This is a genomic window from Silvibacterium dinghuense (genome assembly GCF_004123295.1).
GTDB classification, from domain to species: domain Bacteria; phylum Acidobacteriota; class Terriglobia; order Terriglobales; family Acidobacteriaceae; genus Silvibacterium; species Silvibacterium dinghuense.
Genome location: NZ_SDMK01000002.1, coordinates 1156371 through 1172228, shown reverse-complemented (window position 1 = coordinate 1172228; position 15858 = coordinate 1156371). Strand labels below are relative to the sequence as shown.

Annotated in this window: 15 protein-coding genes; 11 read left to right on the top strand and 4 right to left on the bottom strand. The window is 61.6% G+C overall.

The genetic code is table 11. The features are described from left to right. Positions 1-2 precede the first annotated feature (2 nt). The 3 genes from ESZ00_RS14090 to dnaK form a co-directional block, all read right to left on the bottom strand. The gene (locus ESZ00_RS14090) at positions 3-812 is read right to left on the bottom strand and encodes an Fpg/Nei family DNA glycosylase (protein ID WP_129208873.1); all 810 of its coding nucleotides are present in this window, start codon (positions 810-812) and stop codon (positions 3-5) included. 3 nt (positions 813-815) lie between these two features. Further along, positions 816-992: a hypothetical protein gene (locus tag ESZ00_RS20095; RefSeq protein ID WP_164981519.1), complete on the bottom strand. Its 177-nt coding sequence runs from the start codon at positions 990-992 to the stop codon at positions 816-818. 93 nt (positions 993-1085) lie between these two features. Further along, the gene (gene dnaK, locus ESZ00_RS14085) at positions 1086-3005 is read right to left on the bottom strand and encodes a molecular chaperone DnaK (protein ID WP_129208872.1); all 1920 of its coding nucleotides are present in this window, start codon (positions 3003-3005) and stop codon (positions 1086-1088) included. A 522-nt stretch (positions 3006-3527) separates the two neighbouring features. On the opposite strand from dnaK, the gene ESZ00_RS14080 reads away from it, so the two are divergent. After that, positions 3528-5102, top strand: a complete 1575-nt coding sequence (locus tag ESZ00_RS14080; RefSeq protein ID WP_129208871.1) for a DHA2 family efflux MFS transporter permease subunit — start codon at positions 3528-3530, stop codon at positions 5100-5102. A gap of 120 nt (positions 5103-5222) precedes the next feature. On the opposite strand, the gene lexA is transcribed toward ESZ00_RS14080, so the two are convergent. Beyond that, positions 5223-5825, bottom strand: coding sequence for a transcriptional repressor LexA (gene lexA / locus ESZ00_RS14075; protein WP_129208870.1), 603 nt, complete (start codon positions 5823-5825; stop codon positions 5223-5225). Positions 5826-6057: 232 nt separating this feature from the next. Between lexA and ESZ00_RS14070 the strand changes: the two genes are divergently transcribed. The 10 genes from ESZ00_RS14070 to ESZ00_RS14025 all read left to right on the top strand — a co-directional run bounded on the left by ESZ00_RS14070 (position 6058) and on the right by ESZ00_RS14025 (position 14920). Then, positions 6058-6726, top strand: a complete 669-nt coding sequence (locus ESZ00_RS14070) for a response regulator transcription factor (protein WP_129208869.1) — start codon at positions 6058-6060, stop codon at positions 6724-6726. A gap of 37 nt (positions 6727-6763) precedes the next feature. Next, positions 6764-8038, top strand: a complete 1275-nt coding sequence (locus ESZ00_RS14065) for a sigma-54 interaction domain-containing protein (RefSeq protein ID WP_229741292.1) — start codon at positions 6764-6766, stop codon at positions 8036-8038. Further along, a complete protein-coding gene (gene flgB, locus ESZ00_RS14060; RefSeq protein WP_229741290.1) occupies positions 8035-8499 on the top strand; it encodes a flagellar basal body rod protein FlgB in 465 nt (154 codons plus the stop codon). Before ESZ00_RS14065 ends, flgB begins: the two co-directional genes overlap by 4 nt. 90 nt (positions 8500-8589) lie before the next feature. After that, positions 8590-9114 (top strand): flagellar basal body rod protein FlgC, encoded by a 525-nt coding sequence (flgC, locus tag ESZ00_RS14055; RefSeq protein WP_129208868.1) that lies wholly within the window; start codon positions 8590-8592, stop codon positions 9112-9114. Positions 9115-9148: 34 nt separating this feature from the next. Further along, positions 9149-9472, top strand: coding sequence for a flagellar hook-basal body complex protein FliE (gene fliE / locus ESZ00_RS14050; protein WP_229741288.1), 324 nt, complete (start codon positions 9149-9151; stop codon positions 9470-9472). Positions 9473-9522: 50 nt separating this feature from the next. After that, on the top strand, positions 9523-11193 hold the full coding sequence (fliF, locus tag ESZ00_RS14045; protein ID WP_129208867.1) for a flagellar basal-body MS-ring/collar protein FliF: 1671 nt from the start codon (positions 9523-9525) through the stop codon (positions 11191-11193). Positions 11194-11250: 57 nt separating this feature from the next. Then, complete coding sequence (fliG, locus tag ESZ00_RS14040; protein WP_229741286.1) at positions 11251-12318, top strand: flagellar motor switch protein FliG; 1068 nt, start codon at positions 11251-11253, stop codon at positions 12316-12318. Between the two features lie 51 nt (positions 12319-12369). Next, complete coding sequence (locus ESZ00_RS14035; protein ID WP_129208865.1) at positions 12370-13110, top strand: FliH/SctL family protein; 741 nt, start codon at positions 12370-12372, stop codon at positions 13108-13110. Continuing rightward, positions 13094-14443: a FliI/YscN family ATPase gene (locus ESZ00_RS14030; protein ID WP_129208864.1), complete on the top strand. Its 1350-nt coding sequence runs from the start codon at positions 13094-13096 to the stop codon at positions 14441-14443. The genes ESZ00_RS14035 and ESZ00_RS14030 overlap by 17 nt, the downstream gene beginning before the upstream one ends. Continuing rightward, positions 14444-14920, top strand: a complete 477-nt coding sequence (locus ESZ00_RS14025; RefSeq protein WP_129208863.1) for a flagellar FliJ family protein — start codon at positions 14444-14446, stop codon at positions 14918-14920. Positions 14921-15858 lie beyond the last annotated feature (938 nt).

The window sequence follows — 15858 nt, the reverse complement described above, 5'->3', positions numbered from 1 at the left end:
TCTCAGGCCTTCTGGCATTCGGGGCACCAGTACACGGTGCGCCCGCCCATCTCCTGCCTTTTGATTGTCGCACCACACACCAGGCACGGCTTATTGTGGCGGCGGTAAACGTAATGCACTTCCTCGTCTGAAACAGTTTCGCTTGGCACAGTGCCTCGTGAGTGCGGACGATCTTTGGGCCGCGTCGTCACGATGCGACGATCTTCCATTGCCGCAGGCATCAGCTTGCAGGCGTCTTTCCATATCGACCGCAGCTCGGCGAGCGAGACTTCCTGCCCTGGCCGCATCGGGCTGATCCGTGCGCGATAGAGCAACTCGGCGCGGAAGATGTTGCCGATACCTGCGAAGATGCGCTGGTCCATCAGCAGTAATCCGATTGCCGTCTTGCGCTTGCGGATGGTTGCAAAGGCCGGCTCCGGATCGGCATCCTCACGCAGGGGATCGGCACCGAGCCTTGCCAGCAGCGCTGCCCACTTCTCGCTGTCGAAGATCGAGCAATCGGTGGCTCCGCGCAGCTCAACCCAGTCCGTCCTGGTCCACATGCGCAACCGCAGCGCGCCCTTTTCCGGAGGCAGCGGCATCTTGCCTTCCCAGAAGTCGCCATACATGCCGAGATGCACATGCACGATCAGGTCTTTTCCGAAGACATAGCCCAAATGTTTACCGTAAGCCTCGACCAACTTCAGGGTGCGCCCGTTGAGCAGGGATGCATCGGGAAATCCACCGTTCGGTGAATCCACGTGCAATCTTTTCCCGGCAAGCGCGGCCGCATGTCGCTCGGCAAAGCGATGAATCTCATTTCCTTCGGGCATCGATCAGTTCCACACCATCCGCGCTTCGATCGGCTCAATACTCCAGAAGAGATCGGGCTCGGCTTTATTCATGGCTGTGCGGAACTGCTCTGCCTCTTCCTTCGTGTCGAACATCACCCGGTTATAAACCTGTCCGGCACGAATCTGCTCGCACTTCCACAATGTGTTGGTTCCGGTCATAGCACTCCTTTGCCGAAATACAGGCTGAAAACGAGAGGGACTGCTCTTCAACAGAGCAGCCCCTCGATGGTTCAAACGCAGCTGCCTGCGTACTTACTTTTTGTCGTCGACGTCCACGTACTCGGCGTCGATTACGCCTTCGTCCTTCTTGGCTTCCTCGGTCGTGCCGGAGGCTGCCGCACCGCCGTCAGCCGGAGCTCCCGGGGTCGCGCCGGCCTTGTACATCGCCTCGGCCAGCTTGTGCGAAGCAGCGGTCAGCTTCTCGCGCTCGGCATTCATTGCCGCCGCATCGGGCTGGCCTTCCAGGGTCTTCTTCGCGTCAGCCAGGGCGGATTCCACCTCGGACTTCTCGCTGCCGGAGACCTTGTCGCCGTTGTCCTTCAGCATCTTCTCGACGTTATAGACCAGGCCGTCGAGCTGGTTGCGGGCCTCGATCTCCTCGCGCTTCGCCTTGTCTTCCGACGAATGCGCTTCGGCTTCCTTGGCCATGCGCTCAACCTCTTCCTTGCTCAGACCCGAGGAGGAAGTGATGGTCACCTTCTGGTCCTTGCCTGTCGCATTGTCCTTGGCCGTCACGTTCAGAATGCCGTTCGCATCGATGTCGAAGGTGACCTCGATCTGCGGCACACCACGCGGAGCCGTCGGAATGCCGCTCAGCTTGAACTTCGCCAGCGTGCGGTTCTGCGCGGCCATCGGGCGCTCGCCCTGCAGGACGTGCACTTCCACTTCCGTCTGACTGTCGGCCGCTGTCGAGAAGGTCTCGGTCTTCTTGGTCGGGATGGTCGTGTTGCGCGGGATCATCGCCGTCGCCACTCCGCCCAGAGTCTCAATCGAGAGCGTCAGCGGGGTCACGTCGAGCAGCAACAGATCCTTGACTTCACCAGCCAGGACGCCGGCCTGCACCGCGGCGCCGATGGCCACGACTTCGTCCGGGTTCACGCCCTTGTGGGGCTCCTTGCCGAAGAGATCCTTCACGATCTGCTGAATGCGCGGCATACGGGTCTGTCCACCGACCAGCACCACTTCGTGGATCTTGCTGGCGTCGACGCCGGCATCGGCCATCGCCTTCTTGCAGGGCTCGATCGAACGCTGCAGGATCGGCTCAACCAGTGCCTCAAGCTTCGCGCGGGTCAGCTTTTTGACCAGGTGCTTCGGGCCGCTCGCATCCGCCGTCACGAACGGTAGGTTGATCTCGGTCTCGAGCGCGGTCGAGAGCTCGATCTTGGCGCGCTCGGCAGCATCCTTCAGGCGCTGCAGAGCCATTTCGTTACCCTTGGCGCCGAGGTCGAGGCCTTCGTCCTTCTTGAATTCATCGATCAGCCAGTCCACGATTGCCTGGTCGATGTTGTCGCCGCCCAGGTGCGTGTCGCCGTTGGTCGACTTCACTTCAATCACGCCTTCGCCCACTTCAAGGATCGACACGTCGAAGGTGCCGCCGCCGAAGTCATACACGGCAATCGTCTCTTCCTTCTTCTTGTCGAGGCCATAGGCCAGCGCGGCGGCCGTCGGCTCGTTGACGATACGCTTCACGTCGAGACCGGCAATGCGACCGGCATCCTTGGTAGCCTGGCGCTGCGCATCGTTAAAGTACGCGGGCACAGTGATGACCGCTTCTGTCACGGTCTGGCCGAGATAGTCCTCAGCGGCCTTCTTCAGCTTCTGCAGGATCATGGCCGAGATCTCGGGCGGGGTATAGTCCTTGCCCTGGGCCTCGACGACGACATGATCGCCCTGCTGCTTGACCTTGTACGGCACCATCTTCATTTCGTCGCTGACTTCGCTGGCGCGGCGGCCCATAAAGCGCTTGACGGAGTAAATGGTGTTCTGCGGGTTGGTGATGGCCTGGCGCTTGGCTACCTGGCCAACCAGGCGCTCGCCGCTCTTGGTGAAAGCCACAATCGAAGGGGTGGTGCGTCCGCCCTCTTCATTGGGGATGACCTTGGGTTCGCCGCCTTCCATCACTGCGACGCACGAGTTCGTTGTTCCTAAATCGATACCGATAATCTTTGCCATATTGGGCTGCTCCTGAACTGTCGACGACTCCCGTCAAGCACTACTGTCGCACTTGAGTGAGTTATTGTCAATCTATCTGATGGTGAATATCGATTCAGGGATGCAAGCAAACGTCCAATCTGTCAAAGAAAGTTTAAGTTGGGGTAGATCAAGGCGTAAGCCCCTGTGCCATTCCTGTTTGGTGCCCATTATCATATTTATTTTCAATGAGATATGCGTAATTCTTGAAGTTCTTTAAGGGCATGCATGCAGGAAAGAGAGGGTGGTGGGTGCCAGAGAGAAGTGCAGACAGCTTTTAGGATGGTCAAGAGTGGTCCTTGGATGTGATTGAACTTATTTATTTTCATGCATTTACATCTATAGAAGTGGGAAGCCGCCGGATCTGGTTCATGTCTGCATCTTCCGGGCCACCTTCTGTATCGAATTGATAGACAGCAAGTTGTAAAGCGACGCCTCGCCCGCCGCGGTGTCATCTTTTCTGCGGCTTCGCCGCTCCCTTTATTTGCAGACAGAAGCAGGAACATGGCAGACGAGAGCAGTCAGCAGGCGCAGAACGCCGGTGTCAATCCCTGGCTTATCGCCATCTCGGTGATGCTGGCCACCTTCATGGAGGTTCTGGATACGGCGATCGCCTCGGTGGCATTGCCGTATATTGCCGGGTCTCTTTCGGCCTCGAACGATGAGGCGACCTGGGTGCTTACCAGCTATCTGGTGGCCAATGCCGTGATTCTGCCGGCAAGTAACTGGTTCTCGCTCAAATTCGGCCGCAAGCGGTTTCTGCTCACCTGCGTCGTCATCTTCACTGTTTCCTCGTTCTTCTGCGGCGCGGCGCCGACGCTCGGGATCATGCTCCTGGCGCGCGTGGTGCAGGGCGCTGGCGGCGGTGCGCTGCAGCCGCTCTCGCAGGCCATCCTGCTCGAGAGCTTCCCGCCCCAGAAGCGCGGCATCGCGATGACCGTCTTCGCCTTTGGCGTGGTCGTGGCTCCAGTCCTCGGGCCGACGCTGGGCGGCTGGCTTACGGACACCTACAGCTGGCGTTACGCCTTTTACATCAACATCCCGGTTGGTGCGCTGGCCCTCTTCATGATCAGCCGCTTCGTGCACGATCCGCCGTACATCAAGAATGCCAAGGCGGGAAAGTTCGACAATCTCGGCTTCGGCCTACTGGCGGTCTGGACCGGCTGCCTGCAGGTGATTCTCGACAAGGGGCAGGAAGACGACTGGTTCGGCGCAGCCTGGATTCGCTGGGCAACATTTTTCCTGGTCACATCTTTTATCTGGTTCGTCTGGCATTCCTGGCGCTCGAAGTCTCCGCTCGTCAATCTGAAGACCCTCAAAAACTGGAACTTCGCCATCGGCTGCCTGCTGATCGCGATGTTCGGGTTGTGCATTTACTCGATGATTACGATCCTGCCGCTCTTCTATCAGGATCTGCTCGGTTATACAGCCTTCACCGCGGGCCTGGTCGTCGGACCGCGCGGCATCGGTTCGATTCTCGGCATGCCGGTGATCGGCTACCTTGGCAGCAAGGTCGACGCCCGCTACCTGCTGACCTTCGGCTTCGTGGTCTTCGGCATCATGTCGCTTTTCTTCGGCAATCTCACGCTGGACATCGGTCCGACGACACTGCTGCTGCCGATCATCGTGACTGGCTTCGCGTTGAGCTTTGTCTTCGTGCCCATCACCACTCAGGCTTACGGCACTCTGCGTAATGAGCAGATTGGAAGCGCCAGCGGTATCTTCAACCTGCTGCGCAACATCGGCGGATCGATTGGAATTTCTGTTGCGCAGACACTGCTGACGCGGCGCACGGACGCGCACCAGAACGAGATCGCAAACTATGTTCCGCGCTCCGGCGTGTGGTTCGAGCAGCAGACGAGCGCGCTCAGAAACTACCTGGGCCACATGACAAACCCTGCAAATACGCAAGGTGTGGCGTATGGCCGGATGTACACCGAACTTGGGCAACAGGCGCAGCTCTGGTCCTTCGTCGATGTCTTCCGCTGGATGTCGCTGCTCTCTTTCGCCTGTGTGGCGATGGTGTGGCTCTTCCGCAAGGTCGTACCGGGCAGGAAGGCTCCTGCCGGTGCGCACTAGAAGCAAGCACCTCTTCCAATACCAAAGCCCGGCCAAGGCCGGGCTTTGGTGCTTTTGCGATCTTCCTTCGCGGGCAGGAACAGGAGGCCGAAATAGCGAGGATGAGCTAGAAGCTGAGAGCTAGCAGCGGCGCAGAACGCCGACCACGCGTCCCTGAATAGCGACCTGCGCGGCGGGAACGTAGATCGGATCCATTTCGCTGTTCGAGGGCTGCAGGCGAATGGTCGAGCCCTCGAGGTAGTAGCGCTTGAGCGTGGACTCCATGCCGCCGACCAGAGCGACGACGATATCGCCTTCATGCGCGGTGTTGCCGCGCTCGACGAAGACATAATCGCCGTCAACAATATGCTCGTCGCGCATCGATTCGCCGCGCACCTGGAGAGCAAAGACCTCTCGGCTGCCGACCACATCGGTGAGCGAGATGGAATCCTGGTTCTCAACGGCTTCAATCGGCAGACCGGCAGCGATGCGGCCGAGCAGGGGAAAGCGCTCGCCGGGTCTCGCCTTGGGGCGCGGAGGAAGCACGTCGATCGAGCGGCTGCGGTTGTGCGCGCGCTGCAGCAATCCCTTGTTCTGGAGATTGGTCACGTGCTTGTGCACTGTGGCCAGCGAGCGCAGCTCAAGACCCTGCGCGATCTCCTCGAACGAAGGCGAATAACCGTTGCGCTGAACAAACGCCGTGATAAAGTCCAGCACCTCTTTTTGTCGACGCGTAACCGCCATGTGCTCATTGTAGCGAATAAAAAGCGAACTGCACGGATTTCTTTTTCTGCATGGCCATTTACACATAACGGTGATCGTTCCTGTGCCGGTGTGACTCCCTTTTCGTCCTGATCTTGTTTTGGTACGCCCCTTCCTGCTTTTCCCATAGCGGAAATACTGCCACAGCCGTCTTTGCTTTTGCCTATTGTTCGCTGCGCCGCTTCGCGGGAAAGTAGCCGTGAGGGAAACAGCGATGCGTCTTCTGGTGGTAGACGGTGACCAGGCACTGGCAGCACTTTTGCAGCGGTCTTTTGCAGGCGAGGGACACTCTGTCGTCGTGGCGTGCGACGGGCAGGAGGCCGTGGATCAGTTTCACACCGTGGCTCCGGACCTGACCATTCTCGATCTGAACCTGCCGCGCCGCGATGGTCTCGAGGTGTTGAAACTGCTGCGTGCTTCAGGTGAGGATGCGCCGGTCCTGGTGCTCTCGGCGCGCTCCGCGCTCGAGGTGCGGGTGCAGGTGCTGGAGCTGGGGGCGGACGATTTTCTCGCCAAGCCTTTCGCCATGTCCGAGCTCCGGGCGCGCTGCCGGGCGGTCGTGCGCCGCCGTGGCGCGGCAGCCATGGTGCTGCGCCAGCGCGGTCTTGAGGTCAACCGGGTAGAGCGCAGCGTGCTTTGTGAAGGCCGTGCGGTCACCCTCACGAACAAGGAATTCGCACTGCTCGAATATCTGCTGCTGAACCGCGGGCAGGCAGTCTCCCGCGCGACCCTGCTGGAGCATGTATGGGAGCTGCGCGCCAGCACCACAAATGTAGTGGATGTCTATGTGAACTACCTCCGCCGCAAGCTGGGCGATACCGGCCAACCGGCGTTGATCGAGACGGTGCGCGGGCAGGGGTACGCCATCGGACTCGCGCAGTAACCAGACTGCAAACAAGCGCTAAAGGAGCGCAGACACTATGCTCGCAACACCCTATTCTTCTTCCCTTGCGCATCCTCCCATGGCTGCAACGGCGCCGCGGCCGCGTACCACGGTACTGGTGAGTTCCGATCTCTCCTTTCGTCAGCGGGTGCGGGAGACGCTGGTGAGCCTGCGCTGGCAGGTGCGCGAAGCGGCCGGCGGGGCAGAGGCGCTGGCGCTGCTCGATGCCGAGCCTGCTGAGACATTGATCGTCGATAGCTGGCTGCCCGATCTCGAGATAACAGAGTTTGTCGCCGACTGCCAACGCCTTTATGGAGAGATGGACCTGGTCTCCCTGGGCGATGCTGAGCTATCCGGACAGACACGCAGCCCGCGCCGCAACGAGGTGCTGCTGGCTGTGCGCCGCGGACAGGACGGCGACGGAGCTGCCTGGAACGCGGCGCCCGTAATCGAAACCGCGCGGCCTGAAGCCGCGGCCCTTCGCTCTGACGCCATGCCGGCGTTGAGAGTAGTGCAGGGCGTGGCGACTCCATTGCCGCAGGCCAGTCTTCGCCTTCCGGAGTTTATCGGTGAGGATGCGGCCATGCTCGAGGTGAGCCGGCGCATCCGCCTCGTAGCTCCGCGCACGACCCCGGTGCTCATCCAGGGGCCGACCGGGACAGGCAAGGAACTGGTGGCGCGCGCACTGCACCGCCTGAGCCCTCGCTCTTCACGGGCCTTCGTGGTGTTGAACTGCGCGGCTATTCCCGAATCGCTGCTCGAGGCCGAACTCTTCGGGCATACGCGCGGCGCCTTCACGGGCGCGGTGCAGGGCCGCACGGGCAGGATCGAGGCTGCGCACGGAGGCACGCTCTTTCTCGATGAGATCGGCGAGATGCCGCTGCCGCTGCAAGCCAAGCTGCTGCGCTTTCTCGAGAGCGGAGAGCTGCAGCGCATTGGCGACAACGAGGCGGTGAAGGTGGATGTGCGGCTGGTCGCGGCCACGCATCGGCCTCTGGCGCGGATGGCGAATGATGGCACCTTCCGCATGGATCTTTATCACCGTCTTTCTGTCTTTTCGATCCGTACGCCGCCCCTGGCTGGACGGGTGCGGGATATCGAAGAGCTCGTTGGACACTTTCTTGCCCGGCTGAGTGAGCGCAGCGCGGCGAAAAGCCTGAGCATGGAAGCCCGAGCGCGGCTCGAGGCGTATCCCTGGCCGGGCAATGTGCGTGAGCTTGAGCACGTGCTCGAGCGAGCCTGGATTCTTGCCGAGGAGCGTCCGGAGATCGGCGTGTCGGAGATCGAGTTTGGCGAAGAAGAGCCGGCATGAGAGTTTTGCAATCCCCGCCGCTTACGGCTGGTGGATGGTTTGCAGGGATGGATACGGGAGGCAATGCCATGTACGTGACAACCCTGTTGAGCGATCAGCTGGAGCGCTATCTCGATCTCACCGGCCTGGAGATGAAGCTGACCGCGCAGAATGCGGCCAATGTGGATACGCCGGGCTATCGCGCGGTGGGCCTGGACTTTGCCGCAGAGATGGAGGCCTCGATGGGCGAGATCACCGAACGGAGGAAGGATGAGGCGGCGGGACGGCCGGTAGGCGCGCGGCGCGCGGCCTCGGTCGAGCGTGTCGACGGACTGCTCGAGCGGCCTGATGGCAACAACGTGTCGATGGATCGCGAGGGACTGAAGATGGCCGAGGATCAACTGCGTTTCCGCATGGGCGTCGCGCTGCTCAAGAACGAGTACTCGACGGTAATGGATGCGATCCACGCCGACAGCAAGTAACCGGTCAGGTCGCGCATGGTGGCAGAGGAAGACAGAGGCAATGGATTTGCAATCGGGGCAACCAGGGCAAGCGGAAAAGGGTGGGGAGCGATGAATCTCTTTGGAGTGATGGATGTCAGCGGCTCGGCACTCTCCGCCGAGCGGCTGCGGGCCGAGGTGGTGGCGGCGAACATGGCCAACGCGGAAACGACGCAGACGCCGCAGGGTGGGCCTTACCGGCGTCAGCATGTGGTCTTCGAGTCCGAGGCGCCGAGTTTCGCGGATGCCTTTGCAGACCAGGGCATTTCCGAAGCGGCTTATACCGGAAACGGTGCGGTGGGGAATGGGTTCTCCGGCGCCGGATTTCCGGGAGACGACGTCTTTGCCGAGGCCGAGGGCAATGTCGGCGGCGTGACCATCGCTGCCGTGGTGCAGGACAAGGCCAATGGATTGCGCCGCTATGACCCGCAGCATCCCGATGCGGACAAGGACGGCTATGTCTCTTATCCGGACATCAATCCGCTGACCGAGATGGTGGACCTGATGAGCGCCAACCGGGCCTACGGGCTCAACAGCTCGGCGGTGCAGGCGACTAAGGCAATGATCGGCTCCTCGCTCGACATTATGAAGGCATAGCGGCGATAGCCGGGCAGGGAAAGAGAGGATGGCGATGGATCTCAACACGATCGGGGCCATGATGGCCGGTGGAGCGGGCTCTGCGATGACAGGTTCTGTTGGGCCGGGCACGGCTGCTTCAGGAGCAGACGGCAGCCAGATGCCCTTCAGCAACCTGCTGCGCTCGGCTCTTGAAAGCGAGCAGCAGCTTGAGAGTGACGCGACAAGCACGGTGCAGGGACTGATGGCCGGTAACGGTGTCGATGTGCATGAGGCGATGATCGCGACCCAGAAGGCCAACCTGGCCTTTGAGATGACTCTTGCGGTGCGGAACAAGGCCGTCGCCGCGTATCAGCAGCTGATGCAGATGCAGTTTTGAGACAGGCTTGCGCCACCTGGTGGGGCGGCCGATAGCGGGGATCAGAGGCAGTGGCAGAGAGAGACGCACAGACGGAGACGCGGGCCGAGATCCGGCCGGAGATGCGCGGCGAGGGCGCGGCCTCGACCGGTGGAGCACGGTCGTTGCGCGAACGGGCGGCACCGGCGGTTGCGCTGGCCTTTGGCCGCTTCCTTGAGGGATGGCAGAGGCTGGAGCGCCGCCAGCGCCAATGGCTGGGGATCGGTGCAGTACTGGCCCTGCTGAGCATCATCGCCGTTGGATGGTATGCAACCCGTACCGATTGGAGGACACTTTATTCCGGACTCGATACCGAGGACGAGCGCGAGATGGCGACGGCGCTCAGCGGAGCGGGCATTCCATACAACGTGACGCCGGATGGTGGAACCCTGCGCGTGCCGGCCGATTCGCTTGACAAGGCGCGGCTGCTGACCGCGGCCAAGGGCGGTCCGCGCAGCGGCCGCATGGGCTTTGATCTCTTCGACAAGCCGAACTGGATCGGTTCGGAGTTCGAGGAGAAGGTGAATTATCAGCGTGCGCTCGAAGGCGAGCTCGAACATACCATCTCCACATTGGCCGATGTCGAAAGCGCGCGGGTGAATCTTGTGCTGCCGCACGATTCGCTCTTCAGCGAGCAGCAGCGGGACGCGAAGGCTTCGGTTGTGCTCAAGCTGCGGCATCGTGACCTTTCGACAGAGAGCGCGGAGGCGATCCGCAATCTGGTAGCAGCCTCGGTCGACGATCTGCACGCGGAGAATGTTGTGCTGGTGGACAGCACGGGCAGGCAGCTTGGCAAGAAGAGTTCGAGCGTGGAGACTGCGGCGCTTGAGCAGAGCATGGCTGACAAGTTGATGGCCACGCTTGAGCCTGTGGCCGGTGTCGGCAACGTGCATGCCTCGGTCGATCTCGATTACGATACCGCCGCCAGCGATGAGGTCGATGAGACCTATGATCCCAACACCGTGGTCACGCTGACCAGTCAGAAATCGGATCGTGAGGCTACTCCCGCGCCAGCCGCCACTGGTGTGCCGGGCACGGCCAGCAATGCTCCGAATACCCAGCCGCCTGTCTATCCAAGTTCGACCTCCAGCCTGGAGTCGGCCAAGCAGGAATCCAACACATATGCCGCATCGAAGCGGGTGAGGCATGTGACGCAGGGGGCGGGGCGGCTGCACCGGGTGAATGCGGCCGTGCTGATCAATTACCAGCAGGTGGGAACGGGCAAGCAGGCGCGTTGGCAGCCGCGGTCGCAGGAAGAGATGACGCGGATGACCGATCTAGTCAAGGCCACAGTTGGTTATGATGCGACACGCGGCGATCTGGTGAGCGTGGAGAGCCTTCCCTTTGACGAGAGCGGTCTGGCCCCGGCGCCGCTTGGGGAGCGGCTGATGCAGACGGCAGGACAGGCGGCGCCGCTCTTCCGCTATGGAGGTCTACTGCTCTGTGCTCTGGTGCTGTTCTGGTTTGTGATCCGTCCGGTGATGCGGCAGGTGCAGGCGATCGCCACACCGCCGGCGCTGCCTGCTCCCGCAGCCAATGTTGCCGCGCTTCCAGCTGCGGCCGAAGCGACGCCGGAGGAGGTGGCTGCCGAGCGTCAGCGGTTGCAGGCCCAGGCAGTCTTTGATTCGGTCAGCGAGCACCTGCGCAGGGAGCCACAACAGAGTACGCGGCTGTTGCAAAGCTGGATCCACACGGATGCATAGCTGGGATGCAGAGCCGCGCGAAGCAGAAAGTCAAGGGAGGAAGGGATGGCGGAGAACGTGGCAACCGCAGCTGAGGCCACCGCGGTGGTCGATACGATCACCCCGGCATTGCGGGCGCAACTGGCGCGTTTGTCCGGGGTGAAGAAGGCTGCGATCCTGGTGATCGCCATGGGCGATGAACTGGGCAAGCTGGTGCTGCAGAATCTGCCCGAAAGCGATGTGCAGCGGCTGACCGAGGAGATTGCGCAGACACGGAATATTCCTCCCGATCTATCGATGGCCGTGGTCGAAGAGTTTCACGAGATGCTGGGCACACAGCATGTCATGATTCACGGCGGATTGGATTTTGCGACCAAGCTGCTGGTCGATACCTTCGGCAAGCAGCGCGCCGAGGATCTGCTGGCATTGGTGAAGCGGGCGCAGGAGCAGAGCCATGGCAACCTCTCCATGCTGCAGAAGGTCGATCCGGTGCAACTGGGCAAGTTTCTCGACGGAGAGCATCCGCAGACGGTGGCCCTGGTGCTTGCCCACCTCGATCCGAAGCGCGCTTCGCTGGTGCTCACCAGCCTGTCAGAGACGAATCGCGTGGCGGCGACCAAGCGCCTGGGAGCGATGCGCCAGTTCTCGCCGGAGATGGCGCAGAAGGTGGCCTTCATCCTTCATAAGCGGCTTGAGACGGTGGGAGACTCCAGCCGCAAGGCCTACTCCGGCTTCAAGGCTGTCGCGGATCTGCTGAACCGGCTCGATGCAGAGCAGGCCAAGAAGATCCTTGAGCAGATCGAGGAAGAAAGCCCGGAGATGGCCATCGAGGTGCGCAATCTGATGTTCACCTTCGATGATCTGGTGACCGTACCCGCGGCCAGCATGCGGGAGATTGTTTCTGCAGTTGACAAGCGGCAGCTGGCGCTCGCGCTGCGCGGTTCGGCGGAGGATCTCAAGGCGCACTTCTTCCGCGCCATGAGCTCGCGCGCCGTCGAGATGATGAAGGACGACATGGAAGTGCTGGGCCCGGTGCGCACCCGTGAGGTCGCGCAAGCGAAGCAGGAGATTCTGAATCTCGCACGTCAACTCGAAGCCGAAGGCAAGGTAATTCTTAAGCTCGAGCAGGGCGATGACCTGATGTAAAGACAATCGGATGGATATGAGTGGACGGATCGATAGCGGGAGGAGTGCGGCATGAGTGAGAGCGCGGCATCGGCGCGGCAGGCGAAGGTAATCCGGTTTGAATATCCGTTGGCCGGCGAAGCGCCCCCGGAGCCGGTGTGGCCCCTGGAGGAAGAGCCGGTCGTGGCTTCCGAAGAGGCGGAGGAACTGCGGAGACGCATGGAGGAGCTGGAAGAGGAGCGTGAGACGCTGGCTCGGCAGCTACGCGAGCGGATCGCGGCGGTGCGCGAAGAGGCCGAGAGCGCGGCCCGCGAAGGCGTCGAGCAGGAGCGCAGGCATGTGCTCGAAGGCATCGCGGCAGCGCTCCAGCATGCTCTGGCGGAGTTCGAGGTTTCTCGCAGCCGCTACTTCGCTTCGATCGAACGCGAGGCAGTGGAACTGGCGCTGGCCATTGCGGCGCGCATCCTGCATCGCGAGACGCAGATGGACCCGCTGCTGCTGCGTGGCGCGGTGCGGGTGGCGCTGGGGCGGCTGGCCGAGGCAACTGAGGTGCAACTGGTGGTTCCAGCTGCGGAAACAGCGCTGTGGGAGGAAACGCTGCGTATGACGACTAATCTTCCCGTGCAGCCGGTTATCAGTGGAGATGAGCATCTGCGCGCGGGAGAGTGCCGCCTGATAGCTGCAATGGGATCGGTGGATCTAAGTGTGGGGGCACAGCTCGGAGAGATTGAACGAGGCTTTTTTGACCTGCTCGAACGACGAGACGCGGGACCGGGCGCGTCACGCAGGACATCCGATGCCGCCATTGCCTGAAGGAGCGATAGGACGAGCCCCGCGACTGCTGGGCAGCTATTTTGCCCGGCTGCGTCATGCTCCGTTGTTGCGCTGGAGCGGACGCATCAGTGATGCATCGGGGCAGACCGTTGAATCGATTGGACCGCCCTGCTCGTTAGGGGAATGCTGTGAGATCGTGGATGCTTCCGGCCACCAGCATCTGGCGGAAGTGATCGGGTTTCGCGGCAATCATGTGCTGAGCATGACCGTAGGTTCTGCCGAGGGTATCCGCTATGCCGACGAGATCAGCGGCCTGGGCACGATTCCTCAAATTGAAGTCGGTGATGGGGTGATCGGCCGTGTTCTTGATGCGCTGGGGACACCGATGGATGACGCGGGATGGGGCATCGGAGAGACGGTGACGCGGCCTCTTGATGGCTTGCTGCCGCGGGCGCTTGACCGGATGCCGATTCGTACGCCGATCGGAACTGGGGTGCGAGCTATCGATGGCTTGCTGGCCGTAGGTCGAGGGCAGAGAGTGGGTATCTTCGGCGGCTCGGGTGTCGGCAAGAGCACGCTGATCGGCATGATGACCCGGAATAGCGATGCCGAGATCATCGTGGTGGGGCTGGTAGGGGAGCGCGGCCGCGAGGTGCGCGAGTTCCTCGAGGAAAGTCTTGGGGAAGAGGGACGGAGACGTGCCGCAGTGGTAGTCTCAACCTCCGATCAGTCGCCGCTTCTGCGCATGCGCGCGGCGCTGGCGGCGACCACGGTGGCCGAGCACTTTGCGAAACAGGGGCGGCACGTGCTGCTGGTGCTGGATTCCTTAACACGTTATGCCATGGCCGCACGCGAAGTGGGGCTGGCGGCTGGTGAGCCTCCGACAGCGAAAGGCTATACGCCGTCTGTCTTTCATCGACTGGCAAGGTTGATCGAGCGCGCAGGACAGTTCGAGCGTGGCAGTATTACCGGCTTTTACACCGTGTTGATGGAGGGCGATGACCAGCAGGACCCATTGGTCGATGCCGTACGCTCGTTGCTCGATGGCCACGTGGTGTTGTCGCGCGGGCTGGCTTCAGAGGGATGGTATCCGCCGATCGAGGTGCTCGATTCCATCAGCCGCCTTATGCCGGCGGTGACTACGCCTGCGCATCGTGAAGCAGCCGCTGCGGTGAGGCGTCTGCTGGCGGTGTATGCGCGCTCTGAGGACCTGATCCGTATCGGCGCATACCGGGCAGGCAGTGATCCTGCCCTTGATGCAGCAGTGCGCAGCCGCGCTCAGATTCGTGCCTACCTGATGCAGGCCTCGGGTGAGCGGGTGAGCCGGGATGAAGCGGTTGCCGCGCTGACGGCGCTCGCGGGCAGGCTCTGAGTGCAGCGTCTGCTTTCGCGCCTGGTGCGAATCCGTCTGCTGCTCGAAGAAACAGCACGGAATGAATTGCGCAACCGGGCAAGCCTCTTGCAGGCTGCAGAACAGGCGTGGGCAGAGGAAAGGGCTGAGCAGCAAAGCCTGGAGCAGCGTGCGCTCGGAGGCCTGCGCGATCCGGAGAGGGAACACCGGGCTGCGGAAGAGGCAGCCACGGCGGAGGCGCGTTTTATCGATCTTCGTGCAGCCGAGGCGGTTGCGGGACGTCTGGTGTTGCTGGAACAAGCTGTGGCACAGGCTGAAGCCGCGATGGAGGCAAGTCGGGAACAATACCTGGCGCGACGCCGGGAGCGCCTGCAGGCCGAAGCGCTGCGTGCCTCAGAGCGGCAGAGAGAAGAGCTGAAGCAGCGGCGCAGAGAGCAGCGAGACCTCGACGATCACTTTGCAATGGCTCACTGGCGCGGAATCGACTCGGGTACATGAGAGTTCTCCAAGAATTCTTGGATGTTTTTCTGCGTGGTTGGTCCATCGTTTGCATGGACAGAGGGAGAAGAAGGTTCCCGGAGGTCTTCCTTGCCGCCAGCTGCTTCATCGATCCGTGCTGTTTCTGCAACTGCAGAGCTCTCCTCGACGAAGATGAGTCCTGCTTCCTCTGAAGCGGGGCTTGCGGGAGAGTTTCAGGCCTTGCTTGAGAAGGCAGCAGCCATGGTCTCCGAAGAGAGCTCCACGGGTTCGGGTAGTGGAAATGATTCGGAAAGTGGAGCGGGTAACACAAAGAGCGAGGTCCGGGCAGGGACAGAATCAGCGGCAGAATCGGGAAAGAGCGGTGCATCGCTTCTGGATGAAACACGTTCCGGTGTTTCTGCTTCGGAGTTGACAACGGGTCTGCTTTCGCAAGGAAGTCTGGGCACCGGTCGCACATCTTCGCTCCCTTCTGCATTCTCTCGCGTCCCATCCTCGACTGGTGCCGTGCCGTTGCCTGGGGATGCAGCGTTGGAGTCTGTCGGAGCAGAGATTTCGCCGGGATCTTCGTTGAAGACTGTCCTCTCTACGGCATCGACCGTGTCCGTTGCGTCTGCGTCTGGTCAGGTGGACAGGTCAGTCGAACCCGCGACGAGTGCCGAAGGTGCGAGCGCCGGAGAGAAGGTTGGAGAAAAGAGCAAGACAGGAAAAGAAACAAGGGGGACGGAGACGCGGAAGCGCGAGACGCCGAATGTCGCGCAGGATGCTGCAAGTGTAACCGGAGGTGCGCTTCCGGGCACGATAGCTGTAGCGAATAGCGCTGCGACCGAGGCCGTTTCATCGGCGCAGGTCTCTCCTCAGCCGACGGGAACTGCCGATTCTTCAGTGGTAGCCGAGGACGCAGGAGTGCGTGCATCGCTTGCATCTGCTGTAGCACCTGGGCTGGCCTCTGCCGGTTC

Coding starts and splice junctions, on each gene's coding strand:
- ESZ00_RS14090 (WP_129208873.1), bottom strand. CDS start 812: ATGCCCGAAGGAAATGAGATTCATCGCTTTGCCGAGCGACATGCGGCC.
- ESZ00_RS20095 (WP_164981519.1), bottom strand. CDS start 992: ATGACCGGAACCAACACATTGTGGAAGTGCGAGCAGATTCGTGCCGGA.
- dnaK (WP_129208872.1), bottom strand. CDS start 3,005: ATGGCAAAGATTATCGGTATCGATTTAGGAACAACGAACTCGTGCGTC.
- ESZ00_RS14080 (WP_129208871.1), top strand. CDS start 3,528: ATGGCAGACGAGAGCAGTCAGCAGGCGCAGAACGCCGGTGTCAATCCC.
- lexA (WP_129208870.1), bottom strand. CDS start 5,825: ATGGCGGTTACGCGTCGACAAAAAGAGGTGCTGGACTTTATCACGGCG.
- ESZ00_RS14070 (WP_129208869.1), top strand. CDS start 6,058: ATGCGTCTTCTGGTGGTAGACGGTGACCAGGCACTGGCAGCACTTTTG.
- ESZ00_RS14065 (WP_229741292.1), top strand. CDS start 6,764: ATGCTCGCAACACCCTATTCTTCTTCCCTTGCGCATCCTCCCATGGCT.
- flgB (WP_229741290.1), top strand. CDS start 8,035: ATGAGAGTTTTGCAATCCCCGCCGCTTACGGCTGGTGGATGGTTTGCA.
- flgC (WP_129208868.1), top strand. CDS start 8,590: ATGAATCTCTTTGGAGTGATGGATGTCAGCGGCTCGGCACTCTCCGCC.
- fliE (WP_229741288.1), top strand. CDS start 9,149: ATGGATCTCAACACGATCGGGGCCATGATGGCCGGTGGAGCGGGCTCT.
- ESZ00_RS14035 (WP_129208865.1), top strand. CDS start 12,370: ATGAGTGAGAGCGCGGCATCGGCGCGGCAGGCGAAGGTAATCCGGTTT.
- ESZ00_RS14030 (WP_129208864.1), top strand. CDS start 13,094: ATGCCGCCATTGCCTGAAGGAGCGATAGGACGAGCCCCGCGACTGCTG.